Below are 14375 nucleotides of genomic sequence, written 5' to 3' on the forward strand. Positions count from 1 at the left end.
GACCGTGTCGCTCGCCCTCACCGTGGACCGGAGCTCGCCGGTGCCCCTGTACTTCCAGCTGTCCCAGCAGCTGGAGGCCGCGATCGAGCACGGAGACCTCACTCCCGGCAGCCTCCTGGGCAACGAGATCGAGCTCGCTGCACGGCTCGGCCTGTCCCGGCCCACGGTCCGCCAGGCCATCCAGTCCCTCGTCGACAAGGGACTCCTCGTGCGCCGTCGCGGCGTCGGCACCCAGGTCGTGCACAGCCAGGTCAAGCGGCCGCTGGAGCTCAGCAGCCTCTACGACGACCTGGAGGCGGCCGGTCAGCGCCCCGCGACCAAGGTCCTGGTCAACACCGTCGTCCCGGCCTCCGCCGAGGTCGCGGCCGCGCTCGGGGTCGCCGAGGGCAGCGACGTGCACCGCATCGAGCGGCTGCGGCTGGCCCACGGGGAGCCGATGGCGTACCTGATCAACCATCTGCCGCCCGGGCTGCTCGACCTGGACACCGCGCAGCTGGAGGCCACCGGCCTGTACCGGCTGATGCGCTCCGTCGGCATCACCCTGCACAGCGCCCGGCAGTCCATCGGCGCCCGCGGCGCCACGGCCCCCGAGGCCGAGCGGCTCGCCGAGGAGGAGGGCGCCCCGCTGCTCACCATGCGGCGCACCACCTTCGACGACACGGGCCGCGCGGTCGAGTTCGGCGACCACACCTACCGCCCCTCGCGCTACTCCTTCGAGTTCCAGCTGCTCGTACGGTCCTGACCGCCGCCCGGCCGATGACGGCATTCGTCGCAATGTCCGGACAATGCGACGCATGCGGCCTCGCGGGCCGTCGCTCCCCCGTACGGCACTCGGGGCGACGGTGAGGCAGAATCGGCCCCGATGAGCACCTACCGCGACCTCACCGCCCCCATCGGCTCCCGCCGGGCCCCGGTGCTGCGCACCGTGGGCACCCGGGAACGCCGCTCTCACCTGACCGCGCCCCGGGTCCCCACCGTGGGGATCGACATCGGCGGCACAAAGGTCATGGCGGGCGTTGTGGACGCCGACGGCAACATCCTGGAGAAGGTCCGCACCGAGACCCCGGACAAGTCGAAGAGTCCCAAGGTCGTCGAGGACACCATCGTCGAACTGGTCCTGGACCTCTCCGACCGGCACGACGTGCACGCCGTCGGCATCGGCGCGGCCGGCTGGGTCGACGCCGACCGCAACCGCGTGCTCTTCGCGCCCCACCTGTCGTGGCGCAACGAACCGCTGCGCGACCGTATCTCCGGGCGCCTGTCGGTGCCCGTCCTCGTGGACAACGACGCCAACACGGCCGCCTGGGCGGAGTGGCGGTTCGGCGCGGGGCGCGGCGAGGACCACCTGGTCATGATCACGCTGGGCACCGGCATCGGCGGCGCGATCCTGGAGGACGGCCAGGTCAAGCGCGGCAAGTACGGCGTCGCGGGTGAATTCGGTCATATGCAGGTCGTGCCCGGCGGCCACCGCTGCCCGTGCGGCAACCGCGGCTGCTGGGAGCAGTACAGCTCCGGCAACGCCCTGGTCCGCGAGGCCAAGGAGCTGGCCGCCGCCGACTCGCCGGTGGCCTACGGGATCATCGAGCACGTCAAGGGCAACATCGCCGACATCACCGGCCCGATGATCACCGAGCTGGCCCGCGAGGGCGACGCCATGTGCATCGAGCTGCTCCAGGACATCGGCCAGTGGCTCGGCGTCGGCATCGCCAACCTCGCGGCCGCCCTCGACCCGTCCTGCTTCGTCATCGGCGGCGGCGTCAGCGCGGCCGACGACCTGCTGATCGGCCCCGCGCGGGACGCCTTCAAACGCCACCTCACCGGCCGCGGCTACCGCCCCGAGGCCCGGATCACCCGCGCCCAGCTCGGCCCCGAGGCCGGCATGGTCGGCGCCGCCGACCTCGCCCGCCTGGTCGCCCGCCGGTTCCGGCGCGCCAAGCGGCGCCGGGTGGAGCGCTACGAACGCTACGAGCGGTACGTGGCGGCCCGCCGTACCCAGGACACCGCATGACCGCCTCCCTGCCCCGCCAGGCCACGCCGCCGGACGAACCGCGCCGCCCGCCCGAGGACCCGCGCCACAAGGCCAGGCGCCGGGCACTCACCCTGCTGATCATCGTGCTGCTCATCGGGGTCCCGGCGGGCTACCTGGTGATCTCCGCCAACCAGAGCCGCAACAGCGGCAAGGACAAGGAACAGAAGTACTCGGCGACCGGCCTCACCGCGGGCTGGCCGTCGAAGGTGCAGCGCCGGCTGTACCAGGTGCCGATCCCGCATCCCGCCGACCAGCTCGCCTACTACGAGACGAACAACTGGAAGACCAGCCGTCTCTACGTCCAGTTCCGCACCAACAGCGCCGGACTGGACAGCTTCCTTCAGGGCATGCGCGTCGACCGGAACGACCTGAAGAAGGACGACATCGCCATCGGCGCCCGCGACCAGAAGATCACCGGCTGGAACTTCACCGGCCCCGGCCCGTGGTGGGGCATGGCCCACAAGCAGAAGAACCCGGCGCCGACCCAGGACGTGGTCGTGAACCTGGCCGATCCGAACTTCCCGATGGTGTACGTCGTCTCGCGCACGGTGCCCTGACGGGTGGGCCCCGGCGCCCGCCGGGGCCGATTGTCAGTCCCCGCCCGTACAGTCGAAGACGTCTGATCCGACACAGGGGTGGGAGGTGGCAGGACGTATGAGCGGCACGGCCGCGGTGGCGGGGAGCGCGCGGGGGAACGGGACCCCGCGGGAGCCGGTCCCGGTGCGTCTCGCGGCCGTCTATCTGCCCGCCCCCCTGCCTCGCGAGGGCCGCGTCGCCTTCTGGGACCCCGACGGGGAACCACTGGCCGCCGACGCGAACCTGCCCGCCACCGACGGTGAGGAACTGACCGTCGTACGACGGCACGGAGCCGGGGTGCGCCGCAGGAAGGTGCCCGCGCTGTCCCTGCCGCTCGACGAGGCCCTACCGGTGCTCGTGCGGGCCCGCCGCGACCCCGCCGCCCACCCGGCCACGGCCTGTTGGGGCGCGGCCGCCCTGCACGCGCTGCGCCTCGCCGCCCGCGGCCGGCTGCTCCCCGGCCTGACCCCGACCGGGCACGACGCCTGGCGAGCCGGCCCCCTGGAACCCGACGACATCGCCCATCTGCGCGCGGTGGCGGCGGCCCTGCCCGCCGAGGGACACGCCGTGCCCCTGCCCGGCCCCGGCCCGCTGCGACTGCCCGAGCCGGAAGCGCTGCTGCGCTCCTTCCTGGACGCGGTCGCGGACACCCTGCCCCGCACCCCGGCCGCGCCGTACACCTCCGGCAAACCCTTCGCCGCCCGCGACCCCCAGCATCTGCCGCATGCGCACCAGTGGGCCGCGGAGGTCGCCGCCGGGATGGACGCGGGCGTGCGGATCTCGCTCCGCCTGGACCTCTCCGCGTACCACCTGTTCGACGCCACTCCCGGCGGCGACGGCGCGCGCGGCGCGGGCGCGGCGATCGTCCAGGTGCACAGCCTCGCCGACCCCACCCTCGTGGCCGACGCGGCGGCCCTGTGGGCGGGGGACGCCGACACGGCGTTCGGGTCCCGCGCGCGCGTGGACGCGGCCTTGGCCGTGCGCCGCGCCGCCCGCGTGTGGGCGCCGCTGGACCGGCTCGCCGAGCAGGACGTGCCCGACGTACTGGCCCTGTCCGAGGACGAACTCGGTGAACTGCTGGGCGCGGCGGCCACCCGGCTCGCCGCGGCCGGGGTCGCCGTGCACTGGCCCAGGGACCTGGCACAGGACCTGAGCGCGGCCGCGGTGGTACGGGCCGCACCGGGCTCGGCGACCGACGGCACCGGCTTCTTCGAGAGCGAGGAACTGCTCCAGTTCCGCTGGCAGCTGGCCCTCGGCGGTGACCCGCTCACCGAGGCCGAGATGGACGAACTCGCCGAGGCCCACCGCCCGGTCGTACGGCTCCGGGACCGCTGGGTGCTCGTCGACCCGGCCCTCGTCCGCAAGGCCCGCAAGCGCGAACTCGGCCTGCTCGACCCGGTCGACGCGCTCTCCGTCGCGCTCACCGGCAGCGCGGAGGTCGACGGCGAGACCGTGCCGGCGGTGCCGGTCGGCGCGCTCGCCGACCTGCGCGACCGCCTGACGGCCGGACTCCGGCCCGCCGAACCGCCCACCGGTCTGCACGCCACCCTGCGCGACTACCAGCTCAGGGGCCTGGCCTGGCTCGACCTCATGACCTCCCTCGGCCTGGGCGGCTGCCTCGCCGACGACATGGGCCTCGGGAAGACGATCACGGTCATCGCCCTGCACCTGAAGCGGGCCCGCACCGAGCCGACGCTGGTGGTCTGCCCGGCGTCCCTGCTCGGCAACTGGCAGCGGGAGATCGCCCGCTTCGCCCCCGGCGTCCCCGTACGCCGCTTCCACGGCCCGGAACGCACCCTGGACGGCCTGGACGGCGGCTTCGTCCTCACGACGTACGGGACGATGCGGTCGACCGCCGCGCGACTGGCCGAGCAACCCTGGGGCATGCTGGTCGCGGACGAGGCACAGCACGTCAAGAACCCGTACTCGGCCACGGCCAAGGCGCTGCGCACGATCCCGTCCCCCGCGCGGGTGGCCCTCACCGGCACCCCGGTGGAGAACAACCTCTCCGAACTGTGGGCCCTGCTCGACTGGACGACCCCCGGACTCCTCGGCCCCCTGAAGTCCTTCCGCGCCCGGCACGCGCGCGCCGTGGAGAACGGCGCGGCCGACGAGAACAGCGCGGCGGTCGCCCGTCTCGCCCGCCTGGTACGTCCCTTCCTGCTGCGCCGCAAGAAGTCCGACCCCGGCATCGTCCCGGAGCTCCCGCCCAAGACGGAGACCGACCACCCGGTCCCTCTCACCCGCGAACAGGCCGCGCTGTACGAGGCGGTGGTGCGCGAGTCGCTGCTGGCCATCGAGACCGCGGAGGGCATGGCCCGCCGGGGCCTGGTGCTGAAGCTGCTCGGCGGGCTCAAGCAGATCTGCGACCACCCCGCGCTGTATCTGAAGGAGGACGCGCGCGGCGACGGCCTGTCCGCCCGCTCCGGCAAACTCGCCCTGCTCGACGAGCTGTTGGACACCCTGCTGGCCGAGGACGGCTCGGCGCTCGTCTTCACCCAGTACGTCGGGATGGCCCGCCTCATCGCCTCCCACCTCTCGGCCCGCGCCGTCCCCGTCGACCTCCTGCACGGCGGTACGCCGGTCCCGGAGCGCGAACACATGGTGGACCGCTTCCAGAGCGGGCGGACCCCGGTGCTGATCCTGTCCCTGAAGGCCGCGGGAACGGGACTGAACCTCACGCGCGCGGGCCATGTCATCCACTTCGACCGCTGGTGGAACCCGGCCGTCGAGGAGCAGGCCACCGACCGCGCCTACCGCATCGGCCAGACCCAGCCGGTCCAGGTCCACAGGCTCGTCACCGAGGGCACCGTCGAGGACCGCATCGCCCAGATGCTGGAGTCCAAGCGCGCCCTGGCCGACGCGATCCTCGGCTCCGGCGAGTCCGCCCTCACGGAACTGACGGACCGGGAGCTGTCCGACCTGGTGTCGCTGCGGAGGTCGTCATGACGCCGGCGAGCGGGCAGCCACGTCCGGGTGACGTGGTACGCCGGGCACTGCGAGAGGCCCGGGACCGGGCGAGCGGGGCGAAGTTGCCGGGAGGCGAGACCGACGGCACGGCCGGTACGCAGGAAGCGCCTGCCGTCGCCGACGAGGCGCGGCCCGGGGATGTCGCGCGGTCGGCGCTTCGGCAGGCGATCTCCGCCCGGCATGACTCGGGGGCGGACGCCGATGACGGCGACGGCACGGCGGAAGCCACCGCGGAGGGAGCCGGCGACGACCGGCCCACCGCTCACCCCGGGCGCCCCGGTGATGTCGCTCGGAAGGCGCTGCGCACTGCCCGCAAGGAGGCGGCCAAGACCGCGGCGCAGGCTGAGACATCGGCGCCTGATGCGCCACGCCGACCGCCCTCCCCGTCCCGAAGCGGTGGGACCGGCCACGTCGACCGTGCGCGGGTGGCGCGTGACGTACGGCAGTTGCTCGCGAACGGGTTCAGGATGCCCTCGTCGGCGGACGACCCGGAGCCCTCCACCAAAGCCTCCCGGCCGACCGCCGACGACGACTCGCGCCCCGATAGACCGTCCCCGCCCCCCACCACCCCCACGCCCCCACCCGTCCCCCGGACGATGGCCACCCCTCACCGCGACGGTGAACTCCGCCGGACCTTCCCCGCCTTCCCTCCCCGCACCTCGCCGGAGGGCGCCGGGTTCGCCGAGACCTGGTGGGGCAATGCCTGGGTGGACGCGCTGGAGCAAGGCGCGCTGGATGTGAAGCGGCTGGCGCGCGGACGCGGGTACGCGGCGCAGGGACACGTGGACGCCATCACCGTGACGCCCGGCCTCCTCCTCGCCTATGTGCAGGGCAGCCGCCCGCGGCCGTACCGCGTGCAGGTGCGGCTGCGTACGCTCGCCGAGGCCGACTGGGAGCGGTTCCTGGACGCGGCCGCCGACCGGCCCGGCCATATCGCCGCCCTGCTCGACAAGGAACTGCCGCAGTCCCTCACCGACTGCGGAGTCCCGCTCCTGCCCGGCCCCGGCGACCTCGAACCGCGCTGCAGCTGCCCCGACTCCGGCCACCCCTGCAAGCACGCCGCCGCGCTCTGCTACCAGACGGCACGCCTGCTCGACGCCGACCCCTTCGTGCTGCTTCTGCTGCGTGGCCGCGGCGAGCGCGAGCTCCTGGACGCGCTGTCCCGCCGCAATGCCGCCCGGGCGGCCCGCGCCGCGCAGGAACAGGGACCCGCGCCCCTGCCCGGCGTACGCGCGGCCGATGCCCTGGCCCCACGCGAACTCCCGCCCCTGCCACCGCCGTTGCCGGTGCCCCCGCACCCGGAGCAGCCCCCGGTGTATCCGGCGTCCCCGGGCGGACCCGACCCCTTCGCCCTGGACCAGTTGGCGACGGACGCCGCCGCACGGGCGCACGCGCTGCTCGGCAGCGGACGTGACCCGGTCGGCGAACTGACGCTGTGGCAGGACGCGGTACGTCTCGCGGCGGCCCGCCCCGGCTCCGGCCTCACCGCGGGCACCCGCGCCCTCTACTCCTCGCTCGCCTCGGCCGCCGGCCGCACCCCGGCCGAGCTGGCGCGCGCGGTCGCCGCCTGGCGGCAGGGCGGGCTCGACGGACTCACCGTCCTGGAGGAGCCCTGGGACCCGCCCGCGGGCCGCTTCGACCGGGCCCGGCCGCTGCTCCTGGCCGCCGACCTCCCGGCATTCCGCCCCTGGCGCAACCACCTCACCCATCCTCACGGCCATGTCCAACTCCGCCTGGGCCGCGACGGCTTGTGGTACGCCTACGAATCGGAACCGGGCCGGGACGACTGGTGGCCCCGGGGCACCCCGGACCTGGACCCGGTAGGGGCGCTGACCGGGCTGGGGACACCCGGCGACCTCTGAGGCCGGCGGCTCCCTCCGGCGCGCCGCCCTCAACCGTTCCGGTTCAGGTAGTGGAGAAATAGGGAAACATAGGTCCGATCGGCAGCTTGCGAGCAGGAAAATGTTGCCACGGCGGCATCGAGTTCCGATTGATGGAACCTTCGCCACGTAGGATTCTGAGCGGCCAGCGCAGCCAATCTGTCCTGGGGCAGCGCGTGGTCCCCGCCCTGAATGCCTGCCATCACGGACGTGTATTTCTTGCGCAGGTCCGTAATGAGCGCGAGGCGGGATTGCGCCGGATGATTGGCCGCCGCCGCACAGGATCTCCACGTCTCAAGTGCCGATCGGTAACGTCCGTCGTGTTGCACCTCACCGTCCACCCGAGCCCACTCGGAGTTCGCCTCCGGGATTCCGTATTCCTTCTCGGTCGTACGCTGTGAGCTGTCGACGCAACCGGGAAGGGCCGCATCGTAAGCCCTGAGGGAAGCGGCAGAAAGGGTCTTCAGATAGCTCTTGGCTGCCTTGGCCTCAGGGGCGAAGTGGGGAAACACCGATATTCCGAACCCGTGCTTGCGCGCGTAGTCGAGGCTCGAAAAGTCTGATGCGTCCTCGACATCAACCACGCTGTGCGGGTTCTTGGGCAGGTACTGGAAGCCGTGCGACTTCATGCATGTCGAGGTCAGGGCCTCCGTGCGAGCGGCAACCTCGAGGTCGAACTTTTCCGACTCCGACCGGCCGGAAACACCTGCCAGGATCAGCACGAAACGGCGGGTGTTGGCCGTCGCCCGGTCCGTCTGGCCGTCGTCGGACGGGAAATACGCGAACCCCGCCGCGACCATCGCGGCAATGATCAGGGCCAGCGAGACCGCAACAGGCTTGTGTTTGCCCAGCATCGTCGGGGCCTCCTCCTTCGACTGGTGTGCCCTGGCGCGCCCCGAACGGGACGCACCAGGGCACCTGTTGCCTGCGCGGGCACCTGTCACCAGTTGCTCAGGTCGACGCCCACCTGGTCGAAACCCTGGTTGTAGGTGCCGTTGTTGGTGCAGTCGTAGTGCGAGGAGTTCGTACCGTTGCGCGCGACGATCGAGGACTCGTACCAGTTCCCTCCGCCGTTGCCCCGGAGGCAGTGGGCCATGTCCTTGCCGCCGTCCTGCCCGGACACCCAGACGAACGACTGCTGGTAGCGCTGGTAACGGCTGTCCCAATTGTTCGCCACGAACTGGTAGTTGCCGGTCCTGCCGTTGTCGTTGTACGGACCGACTGCTGTGACGTTGCCGGTCTTTATTTGCGTCTGTGCCTCAGCGGTGCCCGTGGTGAGGCCGATCATGGCGCAGCAACCTGCGACTGCCAGTGCGCCGAAGGTCTTCCAGTTGTGAAGCATGGTTGATGAATGCTCCTTCTGTCGTTTGCCGATCGGAAGTGGTGCGGTGGTGGGTGTGGAGAAGCACCCTCCGCACCCATTGCCTGCCCACGCGTCTTCGGTGAGCCGTGCTGCAGAGACGCTATGGACACAGATCCGTCGGCCGTCCTAGATTCGTCCTAGTGCGAGGTCAGCCAGGGGGATCGGCGCTCATCGTCACGTACCAGGGGGAGCATGAAATTCGGCTTACTGGGGCCTTTACACGCCCAGATCGCCGGACGCGCGGTCCCGTTGAACGGGCCGCGGCAGGCCAAGATGCTGGCAGCACTTCTGATCGACGCCAACAACATCGTCGCCATGGAACGGCTCGTCGCCGTGATGTGGGACACGAACGCGCCCGCCACCGCGGTCCGCCAGGTCCAGGACGCTGTCTCCGGGCTGCGCCGCAACCTCGTCGCCTGTGGAGCACCCGGCTCCTTGATCAGCACGCGGCGCGGCGGCTACGAGATCCATCTGGCTCGAGATCAACTCGACCTGCTGGAGTTCGACCACCAGCGACATCTCTCCGCACAGCACACGGACCCGTTCGAGACAGCAGCCGCGCTGCGGCGGGCGCTCGCTTGCTGGCGCGGAAACGCCCTGGTCGACACTCCCAGCCAAGCCCTGGAGATCGATGCGGCACGGCTGAACGAGAAACGCGCTGCCACGCACAAACAGTGCCTGGCCATCGAACTCGACCTGGGGCGTCATCGAGAGGTCATCGACGAACTGACCGCTCTGCTCCGCGAGCACCCCTACGACGAGCAGGTCGTCGAAAACCTGATGGTCGCCCTCTACCGGTGCCGAAGACAAGGCGAGGCGCTACAGGTGTACGAGCGGCTGCGCCGGACACTGGCCGACGAACTCGGCGTCGATCCCACCCCGCCGCTGCAGGCGCTGCATCAGCGCATCCTGACCGCAGATCCCGCCCTGGCGGCCACGATCCCGGCACATGGCCCCGCGGCCACGCCACCGCAGAGCCCCGCCCCGGCGGCTCCCGAGCCGGCAATGGCGATGCCGGTGCGTCAACTTCCCCTCGACGTACCCGACTTCGTGGGCCGGGCCGAAGCACTGGCCGAGATCGCCGGGATGCTCGACGGGTCGGCGCCGAACCGGGCCCCGGTGGCCGTCGTCGTGGGCGGTCCCGGTGTCGGCAAGTCCTGCCTGGTGACGCACGCTGCGCGGCTGGCGAGCGCCAACTTCCCCGACGGCCAGCTCTACCTCGACCTCGCGGCAACATCGGACGAGCCACGGGACCCGGGGCTGATGCTGGCCGAGGCACTGCGTGCGCTCTCGATCGCCGGCAGCGCGATCCCGAACGGCCTGTCCGAGCGAGCCGCGCTCTACCGATCGTTGCTGGTGGACCGTCATATGCTGGTGGTTCTGGACGATGCCGGTCACGCCGATCAGGTGCTGCCGTTACTGCCCGGCGCCGAGGGCTGTGCCGTGTTGATCACCAGCCGCACTCTGCTGACGCAACTCCCCGGCGCTCGGCACATCGACCTGGACGTACTGAGCCCGGCAGAGGCGCGGGAGTTGTTCACCGGAATCGTCGGGTGGCAGCGGGTCGAGCGGGAACCGGGGGAGGCCGACGCGATCCTCGACTGCTGCGGCAACCTGCCGCTGGCGATCCGAATCGCCAGCGGCAAGCTCACGGGCCGCCCGGCTTGGTCGCTGCGGGTGCTGCGGGAACGAATCGAGGATGAATCCCGGCGGCTGGCCGAGCTGAGGATCGGGGATCTCAGCGTGCGAGCCAGCGTCGAACTCAGCTTGCGACTGCTGCCGGCCGCCGCGGTACGCGCGCTGAGCCTGCTGGGTCTGCTCGGCCCCTACACCCTGCCCGGCTGGGTGGTCGGCCCGCTGCTGGACCGCGCGGACGGCGAAGAAGTGCTGGACACCCTCGTCGACGCCAGCCTGGTACGGCTGACCGCCACCGACGCCCTCGGCCAGCCGCGCTACCGGCTGCACGACCTGATCAGAACCTGTGCCGTGGAGATCGCCGCCCCGCTGCCGACGGAGGACAAGCGGGACGCGATCGTCCGAGTGCTGTCCGTTTGGCTCGAGCTGATCGGGCGCGGCACCAATCGGCTGCCGGCAGCCGGGCTGCTTTCAGCCGCGCCCGGTTCGGCACCGCGCCGGTCGCTGCCCGATGCGGTCGTGGACCGGTTGACGGCCGACCCGGTCGGCTGGTTCGACGCGGAACGCGACAACCTGCTCGGCGCGGTGAAACTGGCCGTGGACTGGGGCCTGGACGAGTCGGCCTGGGAGCTGGCGGCCGGCACGGCGACCTACTACGACCACCGGTGTCTCTATCAGGACTGGCAGCACGGACACCAGCTCGCGTTGGACGCGACCGAGGCCGCAGGCAACGTGCGCGGCACATCGGTGCTGCTACGCGGTCTTGGCCAGCTGCACATCTACCAGGACGAGTTCGACCGGGCCACCCGGACCCTGGAGTCCTCCCTCGGGCTGTGCCAGGACTGTGGGGACAAACGCGGCGAGGCGCTGTCGGTTGCCATGCTGGCCACGGTCAGCCGGGTGCAGGGCCGTGACGACGAAGCCCTCGAACGTGTCGAGCACGCGCTGGCCATCGCGGTCGATGAGGGCGACCGGCACATCGAAGCGCAGCTGTCCTGCGCCATGGCCGTGATGAAGCTCATGCAGGGCAAGCTCGACGAGGCGGAGTCATGGTTCGACCGGGCACTGAGTCAGGCCAGGGAGCTGGGCGACGGGCATCGCGTGGCCGTGGTTCTGCGGCGGTTCAGCCGACTGCACGATCGACGTGGTGATCCGGAGGAGGCGCTGCGCTGTCTGGGGCAGGCGCTGGCCACCTTCGAGAAACTGGCCGACGAGCGGTGCGCCGCGTACACGCTGCTGGAAGTCGGCCGCGTGTACGCCGGTCGACACGACCGGGACCGGGCGAGCCCGGCGTTGGAGCGCGCGGCGGGCCTGTTCCACCGGCACGGCGACCGCCAGGACGAGGCCGCCTGCTGGCAACTGATCGGCGACCTGGACGCCGCCGCCGGCGACCACCACCTGGCGCACCAGCACCGAGGGCAGGCGCTGCGATTATGGAAGGTGATCGGCGACATCAACCAGACGAAAGCTCCGGCGCGACCATCGTCGCCGTGAGGCTGTCCTGGTCATGGCCGACCCGGCCCTGCGGGAGCGGCTGTCCAGCCTGGGCAACTCGAGCTGTTCCGCACCTGCGCGCGCTTTGGCCCGTCGGCGCGATGAGAAGCGCTTCGTGAAACGGACATGCAGATTCTTCGCGCGGCCGCCACGGCATGGGACGACTTGCACACATTCGGACCCCGGCATGTGAGAGATCGTGAGATGCGAGAGCGTGCAGGGCGTGAGTGCGACACCGACGAACACCCTGCAATACCGCTTCGACGGCCCGGAAGACGCCCCGGTCCTCATTCTCGGCCCCTCGCTCGGGACGACATGGAACACGTCGTAGATGCCGTCCAGGGCCGTCCATCCAGTCCTATGTGGAAACGTATGTCCAGTTTCGGGATCCGGTGGCGAGATGGTGTCCACGGGGTTTGTGATTCGCCCGTGACAGCTGAATGTACGACGGAGCCCCGCCGGACCAGTCCGGCGGGGCTCCGTCGTGCGGCTGGTCAGGATGGGGTGGAGCCCGTGCGAGGGCTCCGTTGTACCCCGGCTCCGCTACAGGGAATCGCGCAGGCCCTGCCTGCACTGCCGGTGGGACCCGCGGCCCTGCCAGTTGTGCAGGTATTGGAAGCAGGAGGGTGCTGACCCGGGCCTTCCCGGAGGAATACGGGGTGACCTACGAAAACTCCCCCTCGTTTGCCGAGTTCATGTGTCCTGGCGGTCTACAGCGAGACTGGCCTGGAGAGCAGTACCGGATCTTGGAGCAGGCCCTTACCAGGTTGGGGATGACTTCAAGGGCGACGTCCAGGCAATGGTTCACCCAGACGGTCGCCTGCAGAAACTCCGCCGCTGCGGTGGCGGTTGGCCACGGTATGGCTCCGTCGACGAACACGGGCTGTACCGGCAGGGCCGTGATCTGCCGTTCGCCGGGGCGCTGTTCGCCGTCGGCGGTCTCGCGCTCGCCGGCCTGCCCCCGTTCGGCACGGGCTTGGGTAAGGCCGTCACCGAACACTCCGGCGCGGAACGACTCTTGTGGCGGTACTCCTCGCCGCAGCCGCTGTATGGGGACCAGCTCGGCGGTGGCCGTTCGCGGGCCGGGTCACGGCTGTCTGCGAGACGGTGGGACGGCGGGTGATCGTGCCGTTGCGGCGGCTGCACTCGGGACACCTGGGTGACTACGTCGCCTGGCTCGCCGTCGGGGTCGCGGTGCTGCTGGTCGCCGTGACCGCGCAGTGCGCCGTCACCGAGCCGCCGCCAACTTGAAGTAGCAGGTCAAAGCTCTTGGGAGGCGTCCACGGAGATCCGGTACTTGGTGGCAGGCGGTGCGGTGGCTTTGAGACGGCGGCCGCCCTCGCGGCACGGCACCCCTGCAGCGGCAACCTGAATTCGCTGGTCATGGGGCTGGCGTGGGCGGGGGCTGAGGTGCTCGCGCCGGTCGCGGGCGTGATCAGTAGCAGGTGATCGTCCGTCAGCGCTGGATCTCGGTGTTCGTCAGCACGAGGAGAGCCCGCAGGAGCGTGGTCGCGTGTCGGGCGTTCATGCGGACCTTGGTGAGGATCCGCCAGTTCTTGAGGTCGGCGAAGCCGTGCTCGTTCGCCGCGCGCTCACGGCTGATCAGCTTGTTCGCCTCCTTCTGGGCGGTGCTGGGGGGATGGCCGCGGGTCGCTTTGCGGCCGGTGATGATCACGGGGTCGTCCGGATCGTCGTCCAGGCCGGTGAAGCCGAGGTCCGCCAGTGCCCCGAGGCCAGCCTCCCGCAGCTTGGCGGTGATCTTGTGGTGTCGGGCGGTGGTGACCTCGCTGGAGCGGCCCGGCCTCGCCGCGGAGATCCACACCAGGTTGCCCCGCTCGTCGGGCAGAGCGAGAAACAGCAGGCCATGGGCCTTGTGCTTCCCGCTGTAGTTCGGCCGGTTGGCGTCACCGGTGCGTCTGCGAGTACGGACGAGAGTGCCGTCGAGCAACACAACGACGCCACTCTTCCGGGCGATCTTCTTCAGCGCCGGCTCCAACCGCGGAGCCCGCGCGGCGAGCAGGCCGATCTCTTCCAGCAGCCAGCGGCGCACGGTGGAGGCGGAGACGTCGTTGCCACCCGCCAAGTCGGAAAGCCTCTGGTCGTGGCGGAGGACCGCCAGGACGATCAGGGCGATCCGGCCGGACGGGAGCTTGCGCCAGCGGGAGCGGATCTTCTTCAAGTGACCCCGGACCAGGCCGGAGACCAAGTCCAGGGTGGCACTCGACAGCGGCAGGCGGCACTGGTAGACAAGCCCTTCGGTGCCCTCGGCGGGGCTGGTGTTCTTTCGCATGGAATCCCCAACACCCGTCGGCGGCCCGTGCGTTATGCCGCAATCCGGCCGCAGCCAGTCAGACGGAGGGCTCTGGCAGGGCGATGAAGAAGAACGCTTCACGGGGCGGCCGTACGGGAGTTAAGACTACACAGGCGC

The 14375-nt window shown here is 71.1% G+C and carries 10 protein-coding genes; 7 read left to right on the plus strand and 3 right to left on the minus strand.

Translation table 11 applies throughout. The features are described from left to right. Positions 1–4 precede the first annotated feature (4 nt). The 5 genes from N8I87_RS32495 to N8I87_RS32515 all read left to right on the plus strand — a co-directional run bounded on the left by N8I87_RS32495 (position 5) and on the right by N8I87_RS32515 (position 7437). Positions 5–742, plus strand: coding sequence for a GntR family transcriptional regulator (locus N8I87_RS32495; RefSeq protein ID WP_263216769.1), 738 nt, complete (start codon positions 5–7; stop codon positions 740–742). Positions 743–862: 120 nt separating this feature from the next. Then, entirely contained in the window at positions 863–2008 is a 1146-nt protein-coding gene (locus N8I87_RS32500; RefSeq protein WP_263214058.1) for an ROK family glucokinase, read from the plus strand. Then, positions 2005–2586 carry a sugar kinase gene (locus N8I87_RS32505; protein WP_263214059.1) on the plus strand — a complete coding sequence of 194 codons (582 nt, stop codon included), beginning with the start codon at positions 2005–2007 and terminating at the stop codon, positions 2584–2586. Before N8I87_RS32500 ends, N8I87_RS32505 begins: the two co-directional genes overlap by 4 nt. Before the next feature lie 97 nt (positions 2587–2683). Beyond that, positions 2684–5554, plus strand: a complete 2871-nt coding sequence (locus N8I87_RS32510; protein WP_263214060.1) for an SCO1167/SCO6262 family helicase — start codon at positions 2684–2686, stop codon at positions 5552–5554. Further along, positions 5551–7437 carry an SWIM zinc finger family protein gene (locus N8I87_RS32515; protein ID WP_263214061.1) on the plus strand — a complete coding sequence of 629 codons (1887 nt, stop codon included), beginning with the start codon at positions 5551–5553 and terminating at the stop codon, positions 7435–7437. The genes N8I87_RS32510 and N8I87_RS32515 overlap by 4 nt, the downstream gene beginning before the upstream one ends. 29 nt (positions 7438–7466) lie before the next feature. On the opposite strand, the gene N8I87_RS32520 is transcribed toward N8I87_RS32515, so the two are convergent. Both N8I87_RS32520 and N8I87_RS32525 read right to left on the minus strand, forming a co-directional pair. Beyond that, a complete protein-coding gene (locus N8I87_RS32520) occupies positions 7467–8309 on the minus strand; it encodes a hypothetical protein (RefSeq protein ID WP_263214062.1) in 843 nt (280 codons plus the stop codon). A gap of 86 nt (positions 8310–8395) precedes the next feature. Further along, entirely contained in the window at positions 8396–8797 is a 402-nt protein-coding gene (locus N8I87_RS32525; RefSeq protein WP_263214063.1) for a hypothetical protein, read from the minus strand. A 294-nt stretch (positions 8798–9091) separates the two neighbouring features. Between N8I87_RS32525 and N8I87_RS32530 the strand changes: the two genes are divergently transcribed. Both N8I87_RS32530 and N8I87_RS32535 read left to right on the plus strand, forming a co-directional pair. Next, entirely contained in the window at positions 9092–11947 is a 2856-nt protein-coding gene (locus N8I87_RS32530; RefSeq protein ID WP_263214065.1) for an AfsR/SARP family transcriptional regulator, read from the plus strand. A gap of 1020 nt (positions 11948–12967) precedes the next feature. Then, positions 12968–13198, plus strand: a complete 231-nt coding sequence (locus N8I87_RS32535) for a hypothetical protein (protein ID WP_263216993.1) — start codon at positions 12968–12970, stop codon at positions 13196–13198. A gap of 205 nt (positions 13199–13403) precedes the next feature. Here the strand turns inward: N8I87_RS32535 and N8I87_RS32540 are convergent, their stop codons facing one another. Next, a complete protein-coding gene (locus tag N8I87_RS32540) occupies positions 13404–14237 on the minus strand; it encodes a transposase family protein (RefSeq protein WP_263214066.1) in 834 nt (277 codons plus the stop codon). Positions 14238–14375: the final 138 nt, after the last annotated feature.

Source organism: Streptomyces sp. HUAS 15-9, assembly GCF_025642155.1.
In the GTDB taxonomy this organism is placed as follows: domain Bacteria; phylum Actinomycetota; class Actinomycetes; order Streptomycetales; family Streptomycetaceae; genus Streptomyces.

Bases quoted from the DNA above. Each gene is read 5' to 3' on its own strand.
- N8I87_RS32500 (WP_263214058.1), top strand. From the start codon at position 863: ATGAGCACCTACCGCGACCTCACCGCCCCCATCGGCTCCCGCCGGGCC.
- N8I87_RS32505 (WP_263214059.1), top strand. From the start codon at position 2,005: ATGACCGCCTCCCTGCCCCGCCAGGCCACGCCGCCGGACGAACCGCGC.
- N8I87_RS32510 (WP_263214060.1), top strand. From the start codon at position 2,684: ATGAGCGGCACGGCCGCGGTGGCGGGGAGCGCGCGGGGGAACGGGACC.
- N8I87_RS32515 (WP_263214061.1), top strand. From the start codon at position 5,551: ATGACGCCGGCGAGCGGGCAGCCACGTCCGGGTGACGTGGTACGCCGG.
- N8I87_RS32520 (WP_263214062.1), bottom strand. From the start codon at position 8,309: ATGCTGGGCAAACACAAGCCTGTTGCGGTCTCGCTGGCCCTGATCATT.
- N8I87_RS32525 (WP_263214063.1), bottom strand. From the start codon at position 8,797: ATGCTTCACAACTGGAAGACCTTCGGCGCACTGGCAGTCGCAGGTTGC.
- N8I87_RS32530 (WP_263214065.1), top strand. From the start codon at position 9,092: ATGCTGGCAGCACTTCTGATCGACGCCAACAACATCGTCGCCATGGAA.
- N8I87_RS32540 (WP_263214066.1), bottom strand. From the start codon at position 14,237: ATGCGAAAGAACACCAGCCCCGCCGAGGGCACCGAAGGGCTTGTCTAC.